Consider the following 20,841-nt stretch of genomic DNA (forward strand, 5'->3'; position numbering starts at 1 on the left):
CTGTATTGATAAATATGATCCATAGCCTCATCTAAATCTTTAACCACTTTTACACTGATAATCAGATCAAGATACTCTGTACCCCAGTCTTCTTCGGTTGCAGGCACAGCGTAAGGCAAAATTGCGCACGTTTCTGCACATCCTCTGATTTCAACATGATGCTTTTGCAATTCTGCTCCCATTAAAGGCAAAAACTCCTGAGCAATCTTCCGATCAACAAGAAGCGTTTCAAGAGCGTTGCAAACGCCTGGTTTTTGAGTCTTCCCATTGATCACAATCGGGATAGCTTTATCAAAGTCAGCTTCCTTTTCAACATAGGCGTGACAGATACCGGTTCCGGTCTCAATAACGGGCACAGTCGCATTTCGCACAACAGTTTGAATCAATCCGGCTCCGCCTCTTGGGATAACGACATCAATAAATTGATTCATCTTAATCAGCTGCTGAACCCATTCATGCGTTGTTTGCTCGATTAACTGAATTGAACCTTCGGGTATTCCTTTTCGTTCAGCAGCTTCGGCAATAATGCGAGCTAACACTTTATTGCTTTCGATAGCCTCTGACCCGCCCCGTAAAATCACGGCATTTCCCGATTTTAGGCAGAGTGCGGCTGCATCCACGGTAACATTAGGCCTTGCCTCATAGATCATAGCCACAACTCCGAGAGGAACACGCATCCGCTGCATCCGCAAGCCATTAGGACGTGTCCAAAAATCGCCTTCTCCGACCGGATCTGGTAAAAAAGCAACCTCACGAAGAGATTCACTCATCTGCCGAATCCCTTCAGAAGTTAAGCTTAAGCGATTGATCAGGCTTTTCTTTATTCCTTTTGCTTCGGCAGCTTTAATATCGACAGAATTAGCCTTAAGAATTTCTCCTTCATGCAATATCAATGCTTCAGCCATTTCTAAAAGGGCTTCATTTTTAGCTGCTGTTCCGATATATGCCAGTTTCCGGGCAGCAAACTTAGCCTTTTGCCCGATCTTTAGAAGTTCAGTGTCAAAACCGCTCATTTAAATCCTTCATCTCCTTAATTTTTTAATTATTAACTTTCTTTAACCATTAGTGTCATATTATCCCTATGAACAATTTCTTCCCCTTCTAAATCAGGTATAAGGATTAGTACTTCCTGTGAATGCTTTCCACGCGTTTGCAGGACTTCCTCACTGCTCAATTCTGCCAATCCGCGAGCAATTTCCGTTCCTTTTTTATTTACAATTCGAACAAGTTCCTTCCGTTCCCATTCACCTTCTACCCCAGTGATTCCTTTAGCGAGAAGACTTTTTCCTTCTCTCACTAAAGCCTTGACTGCTCCGTCATCAATGTAAATACTTCCCTCGGAAAGACCGGCATAGGCAATCCAACGCTTCTTGCCAACAAGGCGATGGTTTGATGGAATAAAATATGTTCCCGTCAGTTTCTCCCCTTTAAAGAATGATGGCAATTCATTCATGCGCTTTGAATTCAAGAGATAAACACCAATTCCAAACCGTGTTGCCATTTTGGCGGCCTTAATTTTGGTGATCATTCCTCCTGTACCGAGCTGCGAGCCAGCTCCGCCTGCTAATCCATTAACCTTCGAAATATCTTCGACCTCTGCTATGAGTTTTGCATTAGAATCGGTTCTAGGATTTGCAGTATAAAGCCCGTCAACATCTGTGAGGATTATCAAAAGATCTGCATGAATCAGCCCGGCAACAAGTGCTGAAAGCCGATCATTATCGCCAAAACAGAGCTCTTCTACGGCAACTGTATCATTTTCATTAATAATTGGCATTGCCTTATATTTTAATAAGCGCTCAAGCGTATTTTGTGCATTTTTATAATGCAGGGGCTCGGCAAGATCTGTTCGTGAAAGCAGTACCTGAGCACCCACAAGGTTATAGTTTTCAAGTGCTTGAGCATATTTTTCAATCAATACACCTTGCCCGACCGAAGCTGCCGCCTGTTTCCCTGCAATATCTCTCGGTTTTGCCGATAGTCCAAGCTTTCCTACCCCTGCTGCAACTGCTCCTGAACTGACCAGAATGCACTCAATTCCTTGGCAAGAAATTTCTGAGATCACCTTCACGATATTTTCAATTGAAGCTTCATCCAAACCACCCGTAGAGTGATTTAAACTGCTGCTTCCAATTTTAATAACGATTCTTTGGATCACTCCTGATACTCCCTTTCCATTTCTTCCGCACGATCCTTGCACGCTTTGACCGCACGTGTGACTAACCCTTGCAAATTATTTTCCCAAAAAACATTGAGAGCTGCTAACGTTGTACCCTTAGGCGAGGTTACTTCTTCCCGCAGACGTGCCGGGGATTTACCCGATTCCTTAATCATTTGTGCCGCACCAAGCAAAGTTTCTTTAGCTAATTGCAGTGCCTCTTCTTCTGCTAACCCAGCACTTATTCCTGCCTGAATTAAAGTTTCTGTAAACAGATAGTAATAGGCTGGACCGCTCCCGCTGATTGCAGTTAAGGCATTGATTTTATCTTCAGTAATCCAAAGCGTTTTACCTACAGCTTGGAAAATTTCCTCAGCTGCCTTAGCCTGCTGTTCCTGAACGGCTGTTCCCCGCACTAGGCCCGTCATCCCTTTTAAAACTGCACTTGAAGTATTGGGCATCGTTCGAACAACAGGTATCCCAGACAAGACCGTTTCATAGGATTTCAGCGGAATTCCCGCTGCCACAGTGATTAAGAGTTGATTGGGATTCAACTTATTTTGCAAGCTCTTTAAAACGTTCAAAACATCCTTCGGCTTAACGGCTAAAAGGATGATCTCTGAGTATTGAATAATCTCTTCAAGTGTTGAAGGAATAATTCCATTTTGTTCAGCCATGCGTTGTAATCTTTCATGGTTAGAGCGATTTGCAACACGAATTTCACTTGTTACACCTACCGAGCGTAAGCCATTTATGATAGCTCCTCCCATATTTCCAGCACCAATAAAACCAATCGATTGCATCATTTATCATCCTTTCCATTTATAGATTTTTATAACAAAAAGGTTACCTTCATCCTCTTTTCAAGGACGAAAGTAACCTTCCGCGGTACCACCTTAATTGCTATTGCCAGCTTAATATCCCATAAATAATACTTCATGAGACCCCCTATTAACGGTGGGTTCCGTCTGATTCTCATCAGCACTTCCCGACTGGGTATCGGCTTACGCAACAGGTAACTTTCAGCAGTTGCTACCTTCTCTAAGGATACGTGATGGCCGCTTTGGTCGTTCATCAGCCTTTTTAAACCATTTTTTATTAGACTAATTCTACCACACCCGCTTAGGAATATCTATGCTATTTTTCTAAAGCTGCAACAACAGCATCTCCCATTTCCCTTGTCCCCAAGACCTTATCGCCCGAGCGTGCGAGATCAGCTGTCCGATATCCTTGATCAAGAACCTTAATGACTGCAGTTTCAATCTTTTGAGCCTCTTTTTCAAGACCAAAGGTAAGCCTTAACATCAATGCGGCTGATAAAATTGTAGCCAACGGGTTAGCCAAGTTCTTGCCGGCAATATCCGGAGCTGAACCATGAGCGGGTTCATACATACCTTTTTTGCCATTCATGCTAGCCGAGGACAACATACCAATTGACCCACCAAGCATCGAGGCTAAGTCAGTAAGGATATCGCCAAACATGTTCTCTGTAACAATAACATCAAATTGAGCAGGATTGCGAACCAATTGCATCGCCGCATTATCCACGTACATATGAGTCAATTCCACATCGGGGAATTCCTTGGCAATTTTGTTCGTAATTTCTCTCCATACCCGCGATGTCTCAAGCACATTGGCTTTATCGACCGAGCAGAGCTTTTTCCTGCGCTGTTGAGCGGTTTGGAATGCCAACCGGACAATTCGCTCAATCTCCGGAGCGGAATAGGTCATCACATCATAGGCTGAAAGAGGTTCTTCCGTTCTTCCCTTTTTACCAAAATACAACCCGCCCGTGAGTTCACGGATCACGATTAAATCAACCTTCTCCACGACTTCCTTCTTCAGCGTGGAAGAATCAATCAGGCTTGCTGACATTTTAACCGGACGGATATTAGCATAAAACTCGAGTTCTTTCCTGATGCTCAAAAGTGAAGCTGTTTCAGGCCGTTCCGAAGCCGGGAGGTGATCCCACTTCGGTCCGCCGACAGCACCCAAAAGAATGGCATCAGCTTCTTTGCATCCCTTTAACGTTTCATCTGGTAAAGCTTTGCCCGTTTTATCAATGGCTGTACCGCCAACCCAATATTCCTGATACTCAAAGCTAACTGGAGAATCTGCCGTAACGGCCTTTAAAACCTTAAGCGCTTCAGGTACAATCTCTTGTCCTATTCCGTCTCCCGGTAAGACCGCAATCTTAGGCATTTTTCTTCCTCCCTTTAACATAGGGAATGAGTCCCCCGGCATTGATCAATTGCTGCATAAACGGAGGGAAAGGTCGGGCCTTAAAATCTGTTCCTTGGGTTACATTTTTAATTTCACCCGTCTCAAAGTTTACTGTCACTTCATCCCCAGTTTTAATACCTTGAACTGCTTCAGGGCATTCCATGATCGGAAGTCCGATATTTAAGGAATTACGGTAAAAAATCCGTGCAAACGATTCAGCAATTACGACTTGTACACCGGCTGATTTAATGGATAGCGGAGCATGTTCACGTGAAGAACCGCAGCCGAAGTTTTTCCCGCCGACAATGATATCACCCGGTTGAACTGCTTTGGCGAAGTTGGCATCTGCATCTTCCATGCAATGCGCTGCCAGGTGCTCCGGCGTTGTTTGATTCAAGTAGCGTGCCGGAATGATCACATCCGTATCGATATCATTCCCGAATTTCCATACCTTACCCATCACACTGCCTCCTCTGGATGCACAATTTCACCTTTAATTGCCGAAGCAGCAGCAACTGCCGGTCCCGAAAGATAAACTTCACTCTCGGGATGCCCCATGCGTCCGACAAAGTTTCGGTTTGTCGTCGATAGGGAGCGTTCACCTTTTGCCAGAATTCCCATATACCCCCCTAAGCACGGGCCACAGGTTGGAGTGCTGACAACAGCCCCTGCATCAACAAAGATGTCGATCAGGCCTTCTTTAATGGCTTGTTTATAGATATTTTGTGTACCGGGAATGACGATTAAACGAATATCCGGATGCACGCTTTTACCACGAAGAATTTGAGCGGCAGCACGCAGATCTTCAATTCGTCCATTGGTGCATGAACCAATCACAACTTGATCAATTTTAATGCCTTTGGCTTCCTTAACGTCTTTGGCGTTTTCCGGCAAATGCGGGAAAGCCACTTGAAGCGGGATATCTGCCACGTTAAATTCAAAGACCTCGTCGTAATAAGCGTCTGCATCGCTTTGATAAACCTTAAAGGGGCGTTTAGCCCTTTCATTGACATAACCAAGCGTCTTATCATCAGCCGCAATAATTCCATTTTTTGCACCGGCCTCAATTGCCATATTGCAGATCGTAAACCGATTATCCATAGACAGAGCGGAAATTCCTTCACCCGTAAATTCCATCGCTTTATAACGAGCCCCATCGACACCGATTTTGCCGATGATATAAAGGATTAAGTCCTTGCCCCCAACCCAAGGCTGAAAGTTTTGACCGTGAAAAACAAATTTTAGAGACTCAGGAACGCGGAACCACGCTTCACCTGTAGCTAGACCGGCAGCTAGGTCTGTACTTCCGACACCGGTAGCAAACGCTCCGAGTGCACCATAGGTACAGGTATGGGAATCCGCACCAATGATCACATCTCCCGGAAGAGTAACCCCTTGCTCAGGAAGAAGACAGTGTTCAATCCCAACTCTTCCTTGCTCCCAATAATGAACGATTTTTTGATCTTTGGCAAAACAACGAACTTTCTTGCTCAGCTCTGCCGAAGCAATATCCTTATTCGGTGTAAAATGGTCGGGGACCAAGGCGACCTTAGCAGGATCCCACACTTTATCCGTCTCAAACTTTTCAAATTCTTGGATCGCAACTGGTCCGGTAATATCATTGGCTAACGCTAGATCAAGCTTTGCCGTAATCAGTTCGCCGGGAGAGACTTCCTTAAGACCGGCATGGTCAGCTAATATCTTTTCCGTTATTGTCATTGACACTGTATCGATTCCCCCGATCTAACTTAATATAATTGGGAACGGATGCTTATAGAGTAAATGTAATCCAACCCCGCTCATAGGCGCGGTTCACAGCTTGCAAATAGGCTTTGACACTGGATTCGATAATATCCGGGCTCACCCCTCGACCCCCAACGGTGTGCCCATTAAATTGAACACTGATTGTGACTTCCCCTTGCGAATCTTCTCCTTCGTTGATTGCCTGCAAAGCATAATGAAGGAGTTTATGCTTAATGCCTAGAATTTTGTCGATTGCTTTGTAAGCTGCATCGACCGGACCATCCCCGCAGGCCGCATCTTCATAGCGTTGATCTTTATAATTCAAGCCTAATGTAGAAGTAGGGACAATTTGAGTCCCACTCGAAACTTGCAGGTATTCTAACGTAACTTGAGGACCATTATTCGTTTGAGAATCGACCAAGGTAAAAAGATCATCCGTTGTGACTTCTTTTTTCCGTTCAGCTAAAAGCTTAAACTCTTTAAAAACCTCATCCAAACGGCTCTCATCAATCTCAAGTCCTAACTCCGTGAGGCGTTCCCGTACCGCGTGCCGGCCAGAATGTTTACCTAAAACGATCGTATCCATATCCGCGCCAATCGAATCTGGGGACATGATTTCATAAGTGGAACGTTCTTTCAGCACCCCATCCTGATGGATACCAGACTCATGAGAAAAGGCGTTTTTCCCGACAATCGCTTTATTCGGCTGCACAATCATCCCGGTCAGGCGGCTAACCAGTTTGCTGGTACGAGAAATTTCTTTACTGTTGATCGTTGTTTCAAGCTGAAACTGATCACGTCGTGTCTTGATTGCCATTGCAAGCTCTTCAACAGCCGCATTTCCTGCACGTTCGCCGATTCCATTGATCGCGCCCTCAAGCTGATGAACTCCAATTTGAGCTGCCGCGAGCGAATTTGCTACAGCCAAACCCAAATCATTATGGCAATGAACACTTAACTTAACCTTTTCAACACCCTTTGTCCGTTCCATAATTGCTTTAATAAATGCGGCAAATTCTTCCGGCGTTGCATAGCCAACTGTGTCGGGAATATTGAGAACGGTTGCTCCAGCCTCAATCACGGCAGAAAACACACGGCCTAAAAAATCAGCATCGCTACGCGAGGCATCCTCAGCACTAAATTCTATATTGGAAACTTTGGACTTGGACAATTTTACGGCTGCAACTGCCTGTTCCAGGACTTGTTCAGGAGACTTCTGCAGCTTATATTGCATATGAATGGGTGAAGTTGCAATAAAGGTATGGATTCTTGGATCTTCTCCTTTAGCGATCGCTTCCCAAGCTCGTTCAATGTCCTTCGTGTTCGCTCGTGCCAAGGCACAGATTGAAACCTGGCGAACTTCATCCGCAATTCGTTTTACAGCTTGAAAATCACCCGGAGATGCGATGGGAAAGCCTGCTTCGATGACATTTACTCCAAGCTTGGCGAGTTGTCGAGCAATCTGCAGCTTTTCTTCCGGACTTAAAGCTACTCCTGGGGACTGCTCCCCATCTCTTAAGGTTGTATCAAAAATATCAATTTGACGCATCCAAAAAACCTCCTCAACTCACGCTTGGTTTTTTCTAAATAATAGAAACTGACTTCAGGCGGAAATTTTAAGCTCCGCCTGAAGTTCATAATCTTTTCTCTAAACTTAATTCTATGAATTATAGAGTCTTATTAAATAACCATTCAGTCAAACTCATTATCCGCGTTTTTTCAACCAAGGCATCATGCTGCGAATTTCTGAACCGACTTTTTCAAGTTGATGCTCTTCTTCTTTACGAGCGATTGCATTGAATTGAGGACGTCCTATTTTGTTTTCCAATAACCAATTTTTAGCGAAGGTTCCATCTTGAATTTCTGAAAGAACTTTCTTCATTTCTTTACGTGTTTCATCTGTAATGATCCGTTTTCCAATCATTTGATCGCCATATTGGGCTGTATCGGAAATGGAATAACGCATCCAGCCAAAGCCGCCTTCGTTGATTAAATCAACAATGAGTTTCATTTCATGAAGGCATTCAAAGTAAGCACTTTCAGGTTGATAACCGGCTTCTACCAAGGTTTCAAAACCAGCTTTCATGAGTTCGGTAACACCGCCGCAAAGTACAGCTTGTTCACCGAAGAGGTCTGTTTCTGTTTCTTCTTTAAATGTTGTTTCCAAAACTCCGCCGCGTGTACCCCCGATTCCTTTGGCGTAAGCCATACCGATGTCATGAGCTGTGCCCGTAGCGTCTTGATGAACAGCGATCAAACAGGGTACTCCCGCACCTTCTTGATAGGTTCTGCGAACCATGTGTCCCGGGCCCTTCGGAGCGATCATAAACACATCAACATCTTTCGGAGGAACGATTTGTCCAAAATGAATATTAAAACCGTGCGCAAAGGCAAGAGCTTTACCCGGGGTTAAATATTGTTTAATTTGAGTTTCATAAACTTCAGCTTGTTTTTCATCAGGAAGAAGGATCATAATTACATCCGCTTTTTCTGCAGCTTCCGGAACGGTCATTACTTTTAATCCTGCTTCTTCCGCCTGTTTCCACCGAGCAGATCCTTTGCGCAAGCCAACAATCACATTCAGCCCTGAATCATGAAGGTTTTCAGCGTGAGCATGTCCTTGGCTGCCAAAGCCCATTATCGCAATTGTTTTTTTTGCAAGCAACTCTAAATTAGCATCGGAATCATAATACATTTTCGCCATGATTAATTCTCTCCTTTAATCTTTCACTTTTTTTATCCTTAAATATATTTGAAATTTATGGATAGCATAAGAATAGCGGTTAGCTGTCGAGGCGAGTAATTGCAATTCTGCCCGTTCTGACCAGCTCCATTAACCCGAAGGGACGCATTGTTCGTACAAAAGCATCGATCTTCTCTGCATCTCCCGTGAGCTCCACGGTTAAATTGCTTCGGCCCATATCAACAACCCGCCCTCGAAAGACATCTACGATCTGTAAAATCTCCAATCGAGTCTCGGCCCTGACCTTAACACGAACAAGTGCAAGTTCTCGGTCAACGATCTCTTCTTGAGTTAAATCTGTAACTTTATGCACAACAACAAGTTTAATGAGCTGCTTTGTAACCTGTTCAATCACAGCATCATCACCGTCTACCATAATCGTCATCCTGGAAATGCCGGGGTCTTCCGTCTGACAAACAGAAAGGCTGTTAATATTATAGGCTCGCCGGGCGAACAGCCCGGAAACCCGTGTTAAAACACCTGGGTTATTCTCAACGAGTACAGCCAATGTATGCAGCATTCAACTCACCTCCCCATCATTTCCGTAATTTCTTTACCTGGAGGAACCATCGGAATAACATCTTCTTCTTCTGAAATAACAAAATCCACAATTACTGGGCCATCACAATTTATGGCCTGATCAATTGCCGGACCAACCTCGTCCAATTGAGTTACGCGAATTCCAAGGATATGATAGGCCTCAGCAATTTTGACAAAGTCCGGATTGGCCTGAAGCTGAATTTGGCTGTAGCGTTCGTTATTTAAAAACTTTTGGAGCTGTCGAACCATTCCGAGCACTCCATTATCCAGAAGAATTATTTTAATAGGAAGATGACATTGAACCATCGTTGCAATTTCCTGAATTGTCATTTGCAGCGAACCGTCCCCAGTGATAAGAAAGACCTGCGCTTCCGGCCGAGCCACCTGGGCTCCGATGGAGGCGGGCAAACCAAACCCCATCGTTCCGAGCCCCCCGCTCGTGATAAATTGGCGCGGTGAGGAAATAGGATACATTTGAGCCGCCCACATTTGATGCTGCCCTACGTCAGTCGCTATAATTGCTTCTGAATCCGCTTTTTCACTAAGAGTCTTAAGAATTGCCTGCGGTGTTAAAGTTGTATTATCTTGCCTATTTTGTAATCTTTGATGACGTTCCTCTTGCCAGTTCTTAATTTGTTCCCACCATGGCTGAACATCAGGGGGAGTTAGTTTTTGATTGAGTTCTTTAAGAATAAAACGTGCATCTCCAACGATCGGAATATGAGCGCGTACTACCTTCCCTATTTCGGCAGGATCAATATCAATATGAATTACACGGGCTTTTGTTGCGAATTTATGTCCTAACCCGCTTGTTACACGGTCATCAAAACGGACGCCAACTGCAATTAATAAATCACAATCTGTAACAGCATAATTCGCTGTGGAAGTTCCATGCATTCCTACCATTCCTAAAAAATTAGGATGTTTGGAAGGCAAGCTTCCTATGCCCATAAGGGTCGTTACAACTGGGATATTCGCTTTTTCTACAACTTCACGCAATATTTCCCCGGCTTCAGGATTATTTACTCCCCCACCGGCATACAACACAGGGCGCTCACAATCTGCTAAAGCACGAGCTGCCTCAGCAATTTGACCCGCATTTCCCTTGGTAAAGAATTTATAGCTTTTAAGGTTAAGCTCTGTTGACTCTGGTTCAATATGTGCAGCGGCCTGAACATCTCTAGGAATATCAATGACCACGGGGCCTGGCCGTCCTGTTCTGGCAATATAGAAGGCTTCCTTTATAATCCGCGGAAGTTGGCGTGCATCTTTTACAATATAGGAATGTTTTGTAATCGGATGGGTTATTCCTGTCATATCCACTTCCTGAAAGCAATCTGTTCCCAGTAAGTGAGTATTTACTTGACCTGTTAAAACAACAATAGGAATCGAGTCCATATATGCATTAGCAATCCCCGTCACCATATTGGTCGCACCGGGTCCAGAGGTTGCCAAACAAACTCCTACCTCACCGCTGACACGGGCATATGCATCCGCCGCATGAACAGCCCCTTGCTCATGACGGGGTAAAATATGCCGAATAGGAGACCGAAGCAAAGCATCATAAATAGGTAATACCGCTCCCCCAGGATACCCGAAAATAACTTTAACTCCCTCATCAATCAAAGCGTTGAGTAGGAGATCTGCCCCCGTTGTTTGATCGTTAATGTGATTTTTTTCTTTCTTGGGTTGCGTTTTGCTATTACCCATTTATTCTCTCCCCCTTAAGAATTCTATTTTATCTTTCTAAATGCTGCCCCCCGTGAAGCCGATTGTACAAATTGTGAATAGCGGCCAAGATACCCAGCTCTTAATTCCGGATTTAAGTTTTCGAGCTGAACCTGATTCTGTTCATATTTTTCTCGTCGTGACTTTCTTTCTTCATTAGAAACCACCCAGTCGAGAGTTCCTTCCTTTAAATCAATCCTGATCTTATCCCCGGTTTGCAGCAGAGCAATTTCTCCGCCTAAAGCGGCTTCAGGAGAAACGTGCCCAATGGATAACCCGCGGCTTGCACCTGAAAATCTTCCATCCGTAATGAGTGCTACCGTTGCATCCAAACCCATTCCTGCTAAGGTTGAGGTTGGTCCGAGCATTTCACGCATTCCCGGTCCGCCCTTAGGCCCTTCATAACGAATAACGACGACATCGCCTTCTTTAATTTTTAGATTGCGAATAGCGTCAGCAGCCGCGACCTCGCCGTCAAAAACTTGAGCCGTTCCCTCAAACACCATGGATTGATCCGCTAAGGCTCCTTGTTTAATAACAGCGCCCTCTGGAGCAAGATTACCAAAAAGCACTTTAAGTCCACCTTGAGAACTGTAGGGAGTGCCCATCGGATGAATCACTTGAGAATTTAGGACTTGAGCCTCTTGTAATCGTTCTGCTTGACTGACACCTGAAACAGTCAGTGGGTTGCCGTCAAAATAGTCATTGTCTAAGAGCTGCTTTAAGACTGCGCTTACGCCGCCTGCTTCATGAAGGTCGGCCAAAACGTAATCTCCTGCTGGACTAAGTTTGCAGATTTGTGGTGTTTTGGAACTCACCTCGTTAACTTTACGAAGTTCCCACGGGATATCCCCTTCATTGGCAATCGCCGGCAAATGAAGAATAGTATTTGTCGAACATCCCAATGCCATATCAAGGGCCACCCCATTTTTTAGGGCTGTTTCCGTTACGATATCACGAGGTCTAATATCCTTACGGAAAAGTTCCATAACCTGATAACCTGTTTCTTTGGCAAGGATGATTCGCTCAGAATAAACAGCCGGGATTGTTCCATTCCCCGGTAAAGCAAGTCCAAGGGCTTCAGTCAGACAATTCATGGAATTCGCCGTAAACATACCTGCACAGGAGCCAGCTGTCGGGCATGCTTTTGCTTCTATATTATGAAGCCAATTTTCATCCTTTTTGCCGGCAACAACTTGGCCTACTCCCTCAAACGCCGAATTCAAGGTCAGTGATTTACCTTCGTAACGTCCAGGCAGCATGGGGCCTCCACTGACAACAATTGCTGGAATATTGAGTCTCATGGCTGCCATCATCATACCCGGAACGACTTTGTCACAGCTCGGAATGAGAACTAAAGCATCTAATTGATGTGCACGAGTCATAACCTCAATAGAATCGGCAATCAGTTCGCGGCTTGCAAGAGAAAAGTGCATTCCTTGGTGTCCCATAGCTAAACCATCACAAACTGCAACAGTAGAAAATTCGAAAGGTGTTCCACCATTTTCCCGAATTCCCGCTTTTACTGCATCAGCGATTTGTCTTAAATGCATATGCCCTGGAACCATTTCAGTAAAGGAGTTGACCACTCCGACAAACGGCTTTTCGATTTCCCGGTCCGTTAAACCTAAAGCTTTCATCAAGGAACGATGTGGTGCCCTATCGACTCCTTGTTTAAGGATATCACTGTTCATCTTTTACTCCTCATTTCTCGTCAAAAGTAATGTATGCCTTACCCCAAAACGTAAAGCAGTTTATAAAAAGACCCCGAACGAAAATCCCTCTAGACTTGAGGAACTTTCCGCTCGGGTCTTTTCTACCCACGGTGTAAATCCAATGGACTGGACTTCTGTGCCGCTTGGACCAGTCAGAATATCCTCGGAACCCTAGGCACACTTCCCTGTGTGTTATAATACATTATTCAGTACTGTTAGTGTATATGTCACAGCTTAGAGTGTCAACCATTTTTCTAGAGGAAGTTAAAATTTTAATTAAATTAGCGAAATTTTATACCAATCTATAGGTAAATTACGAAATTCTTTCTTGTCAAACCTCGCTATTCATACTATAATGTCCACTATATGAAAACACTTGTTTCTATAAGGCGGATTGGAGGAGATCCTTTTGAATGAAATATACATCGGGATATTAGGACTCGGCACGGTAGGGTCTGGAGTTGTTCAAATTCTTACCAGCAACGCCGAGGACATTACAAATCGAACAAATAGCCATATCCACGTAAAGAAAGTATTGGTCAGAAATTTACAAACACCGCGTTCCGTTAGTGGTGATTTTACCCTAACAGATCAGCCAGACGATATTTTGCAGGACCCGGATATCGATATCATTATTGAAGTAATGGGAGGTATTGAACCTGCTCGAACCTATATATTAGAAGCTTTGCGTCATGGCAAGAATGTTGTTACTGCCAATAAAGATTTGCTGGCCCTTCATGGTCACGAACTTTTGGATGCAGCCAAGGCAGCGGGAAAAGATCTTTATTTTGAGGCCAGCGTTGCTGGAGGGATTCCGATCATCGCCGCGCTTAAACAGTCTTTAGCCGCAAATAAAATCTCGACGGTAATTGGAATTATCAATGGAACAACAAACTATATCTTAACCGCTATGACTGAACAAGGCCGGAATTATGAAGAGGTTTTAAAGGAAGCTCAATCCTTAGGCTATGCTGAAGCCGATCCGACTTCTGATGTTGAAGGTTTGGATGCAGCTCGAAAGCTCGCAATTCTTTCCTCAATCGCATTCAATTCCCGTGTTACCATTAATGATGTTTATGTCGACGGGATATCGCGGATCACCGCTGAAGATATCGCTTATGCCAAAGAACTTGATTCCTGCATTAAATTATTAGCTATAGCTAAACATCAAGACGACGGCTTAGAAATTCGCGTTCATCCTGCAATCTTACCAAAATCCCATCCTCTCGCTTCTGTCAGCGGAGTCTTTAACGCCGTCTATATTGTAGGTGATGCTGTAGGTGAAACAATGTTCTTTGGACGCGGAGCTGGTTCCCTGCCCACCGGAAGTGCCGTTGTTTCTGATATAATGCAAGTTGTTCGCAATATGGAAACACAATCGACTTCGGCGATTAACTGCACATGCTATTATGATCTTCCGCTTAAGAAGTCGGATGATTTCCATACCTCATTTTATATTCGGATGCGGGTTAAGGATGAACCTCGTGTTTTAGCTACACTTGCTCTTCTCTTTGCAGAAGCAAATGTAAGTTTTGCCACTATCATTCAAAAACAAAAAGCGAATCAGGAAGCTGAACTCGTTTTGGTCACCCATCCTATTTATGAATCCCAGCTGCGGGAAGCCCTTGATTCAGTCAAAGCTTATAGTAAAGTCTTGTCTATTCACAACGTGATTCGCTTTGAAGCCAATTAAATCTGGAGGACGGAAATATGCTTTGCGCTAAAATACCCGCTACTTCTGCCAATCTTGGGCCTGGTTTTGACTGCCTTGGCTTAGCTTTAAACCTATATAATACAATCACGGTTGAGGAAAGCTCAACTTGGCAAATTCGTCTGGCAGGAAAATATTCTACAGGTTTACCCGTTGATGAAAGTAATCTCGTCTGGCAAACGATGCTTTTTCTTTGGAAGAAAGCAAATCACCCTGCACCTAAAGTCACCTTAACCTTAGAAAATCAAATACCGCCGGCACGCGGCCTAGGGAGCAGCTCCGCTGCCATTGTCGGGGGACTCGTTGTTGCTAATTCACTTGCCGGATCACCCTTTTCCCAGCTTGAGCTTTTGCAAATGGCCAATGAGTTGGAAGGACATCCAGACAATGTAACGCCAGCGCTTTATGGAGGTGTTACTCTTGCCGTTGAAACTGCCGAAGGTGTTCTGCCCAGAGTTCTCTGTGAGAATTCTAATATCCATGTTTTAGTCACTATTCCTGATTTTCTGCTTAGCACTTCTAAGAGTCGAAAAGTTCTGTCACCAAAAGTCGACCGTCGTGATGCCGTTTTTAATATTGCACATGCCGGTTTAGTCATTGAAGCCTTTCTCCGTAATGATTACAAACTTCTTAAGGAAGGTATGCGTGATCGACTTCACCAAGATCAACGCGCTGCACTCGTTCCCGGACTATCCGAAGCACTAAGTTCCGCTCTTGAAAACGGAGCATACGGCTCCGCCTTAAGCGGCTCAGGCCCGACCCTTCTTGCTTTTCTATCACCTGAGCATACCCAAGCTGTTTCTGCATGTATGCTGCAAACCTTCGCCAAGCACGGCCTCAATGCTGAAGCCTTTCCGTTACTCATCAGCTCCCGTGGAGCTCATATCCTATAACGAAATACTTGGGCTCATTAGAATTGAATTCATAGAAATAGAAAAAGGATGTAAGAAGGGCTAACCTTTCTTGCATCCTTTCTTCACTTTCGAAGGACATTTATCTTTATTCTATAGTGCTAATTTCGACTCCAATATTTGATGACTTACCAAAGTAGACCGAAGTTGTGACAATTGCATCGACACGTAAACATCTATTGAAGGTTATCTTATGGCTTCAGCGGCAGTATCACTGTTACTGTAGTACCTTTACCTAATTCGCTGGTTAGCGACACCTGTCCGTCATGAAGTTCAACTAAATGTTTAGCAATAGCTAAGCCAAGCCCGGTGCCGCTGCTTTTACGTGACTTGTCTGATTTATAAAAGCGATCCCATACATATGGAAGATCATCTTCAGGAATTCCATAACCTTGATCCTCTACACTGACTTCGAGTTCATTATTGCGTTTAATTTCTAAAGCAACCGTAATACTTGTGGCTTCAGGCGAGTATTTAACGGCGTTATCGATAAAGATGATAAATAACTGCCTTAAGCGGTCATAATCTCCGATAACCGCAGGGACCTCCGTGGGACCTTGATAACTTATTTTGATGTCCTTTTTATCAGCTATTGTTTGAAGACTTCGAATAATACCGGACAGAAGGCTGGGTATATGAATTTCTTCGTTATGAATTGAGATTTTACCTGATTGCAGGCGGGACAGTTCTAAAAGGTCACCAACGAGTCTTTCGAGGCTCTTCGTCTCTGAGAGCATTCTTTGATGATAATGCTCGATATCCTCGGCTTTATCGACTGTCCCATCCACAAGGGCTTCCAATGAGCCTTTAATAACGGTAAGAGGAGTCCTGAATTCGTGCGATACATTCGCTACGAAATCCTTTCGAAGCTGCTCCAAGCGTTCGCTTTCGCTGATATCTTGAACAAGAGCAACACTTCCGGAAACCTTATTCTGATTGTCAATAATGGGAGAAAGAATAAACCTTAGCTTTTTTCCTTTCCATTCTTTAACCGTTTGCACCGCCCTTTTTTCACGAATCACTTGATCAAGCAAGCTATAAATTTCTAAAGCTTCAAAATCCCTTTTCAAGTCCTCATCTGAATATGCGAGAGGTTGATTCATTATCTCAGATAAAGCATTATTCAGACTGAGCGGAAGAAAGTCCAAGTCAAAAGCAACAATTCCTTCGGAAATACTCGAGATAATATCACTCATTTTTCCTTTTTCCTGAAAAAGCTGATTTATCGTCAAGCCTAATTTTGCCGCCAGTTGATCAAGCGAACTCCCCAATTGACCTAACTCGTCTTCTCCCTCAACGCCTGTTCGCACTTCATAATTTCCTTGGGCCATTTCCACAGCGGTACGCTTCATTGCTTTTAAGGGGCGTGTAAATAAATATGAGTAGAATAACCCAAGCCCAGCAGCAAGGAGTAGAGCGATTAATATACTTATCTCTAAAATATTAACCGCTTTATCCAACGTTGCCGTAATCCCCGTAACAGGAGCATGTAAAAGGACTGCACCTACAATTTTCTGGTTTGAATCTCGAATCGGAACTCCTACAGTGAGTGTTGCTTCATTATATACACTGCTGAAACTTTGACTAATAGACTCTTGCCCTGACAAAACACTTTTGATAACATCTTCAGCTTCTGCAGGCAAGGGCTCGGTACTTAAGGCATGCCCTGAATTCAAACCCAATCCCATTCCTCTACCCATTCCCATTCCCGAAATGACTGCAGGAGTGCCTGTATCATCCGTAACCCATACTTTCGCCTCGGCAAGTGTACCCAGCATTTGCATCAATCCGCCATAGCCTCTTAATTGCCCATTGGTCGGCGGATTTTGACTCATCAATTCAGCAATGCTGTGTGCCCTTTCAAGAAGAACTTGCTCCTTGCTATTAAATGTGTACTGCCTAAACATTTGAATAAAGAACAATCCAATTGTAAGCATGGATATGAGCACGATAAGTACGAACCCTGCCGTCAATTTAAAGGCAATCGTTTTTCTAAACATGCTTAATCTCAAATTTATATCCCACTCCCCAAATTGTTTTAATATCCCAATTTAAAGACTGTGAAAAATCGATCTTCGAACGAAGCCTTTTGATATGGGTATCCACCGTACGTGCATCTCCAAAGTAATCATAACCCCAAACTCGATCAAGGAGATTATCCCTTGAAAAAACCTTTCCAGGATTTCCAGCCAACAGCCAAAGAATTTCGATTTCTTTTTTGGTTAAATTGACATTTTCGCCTTTGACCATAACTTCATAAGAGGAAATATCTATTTCAAGTCCTGGGAGGCGTATGATATCCTTCATTTCCTCCTCTAAGACATCAATTCGTCTTAAAACTGCGCGAATACGAGCCATAACTTCTGCCGGGCTAAATGGTTTAACAATATAATCATCTGCGCCAATATCCAGCCCCATTATACGGTCTCCATCTTCCCCTTTTGCCGTAATCATGATAATCGGCACATTTGAGGCTTCACGAATCTTCCGGCAAACTTCAAAGCCATCTATTATGGGCATCATTACGTCCAGTAAGATTAGAACAGGGTTACATTCTTTAAACTTTAGGATAGCTTCTTCTCCATCATGAGCAAGAATTGGAGAATATCCCTCTTTATTTACGTAACGATTTAAAATTTCAAGTATATCTTCATGATCATCTGCGATTAAGATTGACTTACTCATGAATATCCCTCCGATGCTCATTATTGATTCACTTATTTACTCTTCTTCCATCTTATTCTACTTATTTATCTTAGTATAAATCTATCACATATCGCGGATCACGTTGTGACAAATTTATGACAATAATTTTTTGAACTTTTGCCAAAGTTTTGCCAAACTTTTGACACACTTGCTGTTTATACTCTAATCACAAGGTAAAACGAAATTAGCCATCAAAAAAGGAGTGTGTTTATGATGAAAAACTTAAAAAAATTAGTTGTCCTGGTTACAGCACTTGGAGTTTTAGGAACTGCCGGAACAGTTTATGCAGCAACATTCAAGACACCTGCAGAAATCACCTCACAAGTGACCGGAAAATCCGTTGAAGCAGTCAATGAAGAAAGAGCTTCTGGCAAAACGTACGGTACGATCGCTAATGAAGTCGGTAAACTTGATGAATTCCAAAGCCAAATGTTAGAACAAAGAAAAGCAATCTTAGATCAACAAGTTAAGGATGGAAAACTAACACAAGAACAAGCCGACACAATTTACAACAACATCAAAAACAATCAAGCGACCTGCGATGGAACGGGTATGGCACAATACGGAAGAGGCTATGGTATGGGTGCAGGCATGGGTCAAGGAAGAGGTATGGGCCAAGGCTACGGCTGCGGCTTAGGTAACGGATATCGTTCAGGTGCTGCTGCTCAAGGTACTGTAACCCAGTAAGACAGCATTTTATTTTGCATCAAATTTAAACATGAGAAATGAGAAAGGCTGCAAAACGATAATACGAAACGTCTTGCAGCTTTTCTATAAACGGGGAGTGAAAAGAAATGAAAAGCAATAAATATATTCGCTATTTGCGATGGGCTCTTTTAGCTCTTTTTACACTATTGATTACTTATACCTCTTATCTCCATATTTCCCTTGGCGGCGGGAAATCTCCTTCAATTCATGCTTTATGTCCCTTCGGAGGATTAGAAAGTCTCTACCAAGTGTTTGCAACTGGAAGTTTTATCAGCAAGATATTTGCCGGTACATTAATTCTTTTCGGAATTACTGTTGTTTTAGCTTTATTTTTCAGACGCAGTTTTTGTGGATTGATCTGTCCATTTGGTGCTATTCAGGAATTCTTTGCAAAGATTGGTCACAAGTTCTTCAAAAAACGATTGATTATGCCGCAGAAAATTGATAAGCCTTTGCGCTATTTAAAATATGCCGTTCTTCTTATAACCCTATTCTATGCTTGGAAAACAGCAGGCTTATGGATGTCCCCTTATGACCCCTGGTCGGCTTATGGTCATCTTTCCGAGGGAGTAAATAGTGTTTGGGAAGAATCTGCTGTAGGGTTAATTCTTTTGATCATTACAATTGTAGGATCACTTCTTTACGATCGGTTCTTTTGCAAATATATCTGCCCTATGGGCGCAGTCTATGGAATATTCGGTAAAGCCAGTCCGTTTAAAGTTGTGCGAAATGAAGATGCTTGTATTAATTGTGGAAAATGTAATAAAGTCTGCCCTATGAATATTGACGTTCAACATTCCATTGAGGTTAAAAACGCCGAATGTATTAACTGCCAAACCTGTGTATTAAATTGTCCGAAAGCTGGAGCTTTGGAAAGCAAGGAAGGTTCTAAAGCATTAAAGCCAATCGTTATTATTGCCTTGGTCATGGCAGTATTCTTTGGTTCAATCTTTGCTGCTCAAGCTGCAGGTGTTTATACCTTGCTGCCTGAACAACTCAAAGCTGGGGAAACCATGAACTTTGATGAAATTAAAGGTTATATGACAATTAAAGAAGCAGCTCAAGCGACGAATACAGATCTTCATGAATTCTATAAGATGTTTAAAATTCCTGAAAACATTCCCGCAGAAACCATGATGAAAGAAATTGGGAAAACTGTACCGGGTTACGAATTTGGTGATGTTAAGGAAAGTTTAGAAAACTCAAAGGGTGAGGTTAAAACAGAGTCAGAGAAATAGAAATTGGTGGTTTGATCTGAATAATAACAAAAGGGAATCCGCAGATCATGAGCGTAATGCAACATGAAAAGCGGATTCCTTTTTGTTATTCAAGACTAATTAGTTAGAATTGATTTGGTGTAATATTAAATTTATGGGCACAATTCGGGCACGTTACTGTGATTTCTCCTTTATTGATCGGAACACGCATCTTGCCATGGCATTTTTCGCATTCGGCAACGCGATGATCGACGAGCTGCAGAATTTTGGCTTTATCTAAACCAACCACAACATCCTCACCGATCATAAATGTGGGCACGCTGCTGATTCTTCTTTGGATCAGCTCAGCTCGGGCTTGTTCATCAACATTGATATCCTTTTCAATAAAGTGGATTTTTTTCTGCGAAAGAAACTCCTTCGCCATTGTACAATACGGTCAGGTCTTTGTAGTGAACATAACAACATTTTTCATTTTCTTCACCTTTTCCTTTGCTAAATTTATAATTCAATTTATCTAAATACGGTTAAAGTGTCTGAATACAGTTAAGACCAGTTTTTAAATGCTTCCTCATACTCAGCCGCAGAAAAACCAACAAGAACCCAATCTCCTGCTTTAACCACCGGAACAGTCATTGAACTGGTAACTTGCTGCATTTCTTTGCGAGCGGCTGGTATTATAATATTTTTCTCAACCCATTTGATTCCCTTACCCGTAAGGAACCGCTTAGCGCGTACACA

At 43.1% G+C, this 20,841-nt stretch carries 18 protein-coding genes and 1 pseudogene (1 of these 19 cut by a window edge); 4 read left to right on the forward strand and 15 right to left on the reverse strand.

Annotated elements, in window-relative coordinates; translation table 11 throughout:
• The 11 genes from ACHOLT_RS15610 to ilvD all read right to left on the reverse strand — a co-directional run.
• Nucleotides 1–1,013, reverse strand: the 5' portion of a protein-coding gene (locus tag ACHOLT_RS15610; protein ID WP_425802407.1) for a glutamate-5-semialdehyde dehydrogenase. 244 nt of this gene lie to the left of the window's left edge; only the first 1,013 of its 1,257 coding nucleotides appear in the window; its start codon is at nucleotides 1,011–1,013; its stop codon lies beyond the left edge, outside the window.
• 32 nt (nucleotides 1,014–1,045) lie between these two features.
• Entirely contained in the window at nucleotides 1,046–2,158 is a 1,113-nt protein-coding gene (proB, locus tag ACHOLT_RS15615) for a glutamate 5-kinase (protein ID WP_425802409.1), read from the reverse strand.
• On the reverse strand, nucleotides 2,155–2,961 hold the full coding sequence (gene proC / locus ACHOLT_RS15620; RefSeq protein WP_425808097.1) for a pyrroline-5-carboxylate reductase: 807 nt from the start codon (nucleotides 2,959–2,961) through the stop codon (nucleotides 2,155–2,157). The genes proB and proC overlap by 4 nt, the downstream gene beginning before the upstream one ends.
• 334 nt (nucleotides 2,962–3,295) lie before the next feature.
• Complete coding sequence (gene leuB / locus ACHOLT_RS15625; protein ID WP_425802411.1) at nucleotides 3,296–4,360, reverse strand: 3-isopropylmalate dehydrogenase; 1,065 nt, start codon at nucleotides 4,358–4,360, stop codon at nucleotides 3,296–3,298.
• Nucleotides 4,353–4,841, reverse strand: a complete 489-nt coding sequence (locus tag ACHOLT_RS15630; RefSeq protein WP_425802414.1) for a 3-isopropylmalate dehydratase small subunit — start codon at nucleotides 4,839–4,841, stop codon at nucleotides 4,353–4,355. Before ACHOLT_RS15630 ends, leuB begins: the two co-directional genes overlap by 8 nt.
• Entirely contained in the window at nucleotides 4,841–6,106 is a 1,266-nt protein-coding gene (gene leuC, locus ACHOLT_RS15635) for a 3-isopropylmalate dehydratase large subunit (RefSeq protein WP_425802416.1), read from the reverse strand. Before leuC ends, ACHOLT_RS15630 begins: the two co-directional genes overlap by 1 nt.
• A gap of 46 nt (nucleotides 6,107–6,152) precedes the next feature.
• On the reverse strand, nucleotides 6,153–7,673 hold the full coding sequence (locus ACHOLT_RS15640) for a 2-isopropylmalate synthase (protein WP_425802419.1): 1,521 nt from the start codon (nucleotides 7,671–7,673) through the stop codon (nucleotides 6,153–6,155).
• Nucleotides 7,674–7,829: 156 nt separating this feature from the next.
• The gene (ilvC, locus tag ACHOLT_RS15645) at nucleotides 7,830–8,828 is read right to left on the reverse strand and encodes a ketol-acid reductoisomerase (RefSeq protein WP_425802421.1); all 999 of its coding nucleotides are present in this window, start codon (nucleotides 8,826–8,828) and stop codon (nucleotides 7,830–7,832) included.
• A 79-nt stretch (nucleotides 8,829–8,907) separates the two neighbouring features.
• On the reverse strand, nucleotides 8,908–9,387 hold the full coding sequence (gene ilvN, locus ACHOLT_RS15650; protein ID WP_425802423.1) for an acetolactate synthase small subunit: 480 nt from the start codon (nucleotides 9,385–9,387) through the stop codon (nucleotides 8,908–8,910).
• A 5-nt stretch (nucleotides 9,388–9,392) separates the two neighbouring features.
• Nucleotides 9,393–11,117, reverse strand: a complete 1,725-nt coding sequence (gene ilvB / locus ACHOLT_RS15655; protein WP_425802426.1) for a biosynthetic-type acetolactate synthase large subunit — start codon at nucleotides 11,115–11,117, stop codon at nucleotides 9,393–9,395.
• 23 nt (nucleotides 11,118–11,140) lie between these two features.
• Entirely contained in the window at nucleotides 11,141–12,829 is a 1,689-nt protein-coding gene (gene ilvD / locus ACHOLT_RS15660) for a dihydroxy-acid dehydratase (protein ID WP_425802429.1), read from the reverse strand.
• Between the two features lie 430 nt (nucleotides 12,830–13,259).
• On the opposite strand from ilvD, the gene ACHOLT_RS15665 reads away from it, so the two are divergent.
• Together ACHOLT_RS15665 and thrB are read left to right on the forward strand one after the other, a co-directional pair.
• Nucleotides 13,260–14,543, forward strand: coding sequence for a homoserine dehydrogenase (locus ACHOLT_RS15665; protein ID WP_425802431.1), 1,284 nt, complete (start codon nucleotides 13,260–13,262; stop codon nucleotides 14,541–14,543).
• 17 nt (nucleotides 14,544–14,560) lie between these two features.
• Nucleotides 14,561–15,454, forward strand: coding sequence for a homoserine kinase (thrB, locus tag ACHOLT_RS15670; protein ID WP_425802433.1), 894 nt, complete (start codon nucleotides 14,561–14,563; stop codon nucleotides 15,452–15,454).
• Nucleotides 15,455–15,663: 209 nt separating this feature from the next.
• On the opposite strand, the gene ACHOLT_RS15675 is transcribed toward thrB, so the two are convergent.
• Nucleotides 15,664–17,472 carry an ATP-binding protein gene (locus tag ACHOLT_RS15675; RefSeq protein WP_425802435.1) on the reverse strand — a complete coding sequence of 603 codons (1,809 nt, stop codon included), beginning with the start codon at nucleotides 17,470–17,472 and terminating at the stop codon, nucleotides 15,664–15,666.
• Nucleotides 17,465–18,157, reverse strand: coding sequence for a response regulator transcription factor (locus ACHOLT_RS15680; protein ID WP_425802437.1), 693 nt, complete (start codon nucleotides 18,155–18,157; stop codon nucleotides 17,465–17,467). The genes ACHOLT_RS15675 and ACHOLT_RS15680 overlap by 8 nt, the downstream gene beginning before the upstream one ends.
• Nucleotides 18,158–18,388: 231 nt before the next feature.
• On the opposite strand from ACHOLT_RS15680, the gene ACHOLT_RS15685 reads away from it, so the two are divergent.
• Together ACHOLT_RS15685 and ACHOLT_RS15690 are read left to right on the forward strand one after the other, a co-directional pair.
• Nucleotides 18,389–18,865 carry a DUF2680 domain-containing protein gene (locus tag ACHOLT_RS15685; protein ID WP_425802440.1) on the forward strand — a complete coding sequence of 159 codons (477 nt, stop codon included), beginning with the start codon at nucleotides 18,389–18,391 and terminating at the stop codon, nucleotides 18,863–18,865.
• A 107-nt stretch (nucleotides 18,866–18,972) separates the two neighbouring features.
• On the forward strand, nucleotides 18,973–20,124 hold the full coding sequence (locus ACHOLT_RS15690) for a 4Fe-4S binding protein (RefSeq protein WP_425802442.1): 1,152 nt from the start codon (nucleotides 18,973–18,975) through the stop codon (nucleotides 20,122–20,124).
• A 103-nt stretch (nucleotides 20,125–20,227) separates the two neighbouring features.
• On the opposite strand, the gene ACHOLT_RS15695 is transcribed toward ACHOLT_RS15690, so the two are convergent.
• Entirely contained in the window at nucleotides 20,228–20,575 is a 348-nt protein-coding gene (locus ACHOLT_RS15695) for a glutaredoxin family protein (protein ID WP_425802444.1), read from the reverse strand.
• Between the two features lie 71 nt (nucleotides 20,576–20,646).
• Nucleotides 20,647–20,835 (reverse strand): annotated as a pseudogene (locus ACHOLT_RS15700) (glutaredoxin family protein); the annotation flags it as partial.
• Between the last annotated feature and the right edge of the window lie 6 nt (nucleotides 20,836–20,841).

Source organism: Desulfitobacterium nosdiversum (assembly GCF_049860565.1).
GTDB classification, from domain to species: Bacteria; Bacillota; Desulfitobacteriia; order Desulfitobacteriales; family Desulfitobacteriaceae; genus Desulfitobacterium_A; species Desulfitobacterium_A nosdiversum.

Bases quoted from the DNA above. Each gene is read 5' to 3' on its own strand.
- proC (WP_425808097.1), bottom strand. From the start codon at position 2,961: ATGCAATCGATTGGTTTTATTGGTGCTGGAAATATGGGAGGAGCTATC.
- leuB (WP_425802411.1), bottom strand. From the start codon at position 4,360: ATGCCTAAGATTGCGGTCTTACCGGGAGACGGAATAGGACAAGAGATT.
- ACHOLT_RS15630 (WP_425802414.1), bottom strand. From the start codon at position 4,841: ATGGGTAAGGTATGGAAATTCGGGAATGATATCGATACGGATGTGATC.
- ACHOLT_RS15640 (WP_425802419.1), bottom strand. From the start codon at position 7,673: ATGCGTCAAATTGATATTTTTGATACAACCTTAAGAGATGGGGAGCAG.
- ilvC (WP_425802421.1), bottom strand. From the start codon at position 8,828: ATGGCGAAAATGTATTATGATTCCGATGCTAATTTAGAGTTGCTTGCA.
- ilvN (WP_425802423.1), bottom strand. From the start codon at position 9,387: ATGCTGCATACATTGGCTGTACTCGTTGAGAATAACCCAGGTGTTTTA.
- ilvB (WP_425802426.1), bottom strand. From the start codon at position 11,117: ATGGGTAATAGCAAAACGCAACCCAAGAAAGAAAAAAATCACATTAAC.
- ilvD (WP_425802429.1), bottom strand. From the start codon at position 12,829: ATGAACAGTGATATCCTTAAACAAGGAGTCGATAGGGCACCACATCGT.
- thrB (WP_425802433.1), top strand. From the start codon at position 14,561: ATGCTTTGCGCTAAAATACCCGCTACTTCTGCCAATCTTGGGCCTGGT.
- ACHOLT_RS15675 (WP_425802435.1), bottom strand. From the start codon at position 17,472: ATGTTTAGAAAAACGATTGCCTTTAAATTGACGGCAGGGTTCGTACTT.
- ACHOLT_RS15680 (WP_425802437.1), bottom strand. From the start codon at position 18,157: ATGAGTAAGTCAATCTTAATCGCAGATGATCATGAAGATATACTTGAA.
- ACHOLT_RS15685 (WP_425802440.1), top strand. From the start codon at position 18,389: ATGATGAAAAACTTAAAAAAATTAGTTGTCCTGGTTACAGCACTTGGA.
- ACHOLT_RS15690 (WP_425802442.1), top strand. From the start codon at position 18,973: ATGAAAAGCAATAAATATATTCGCTATTTGCGATGGGCTCTTTTAGCT.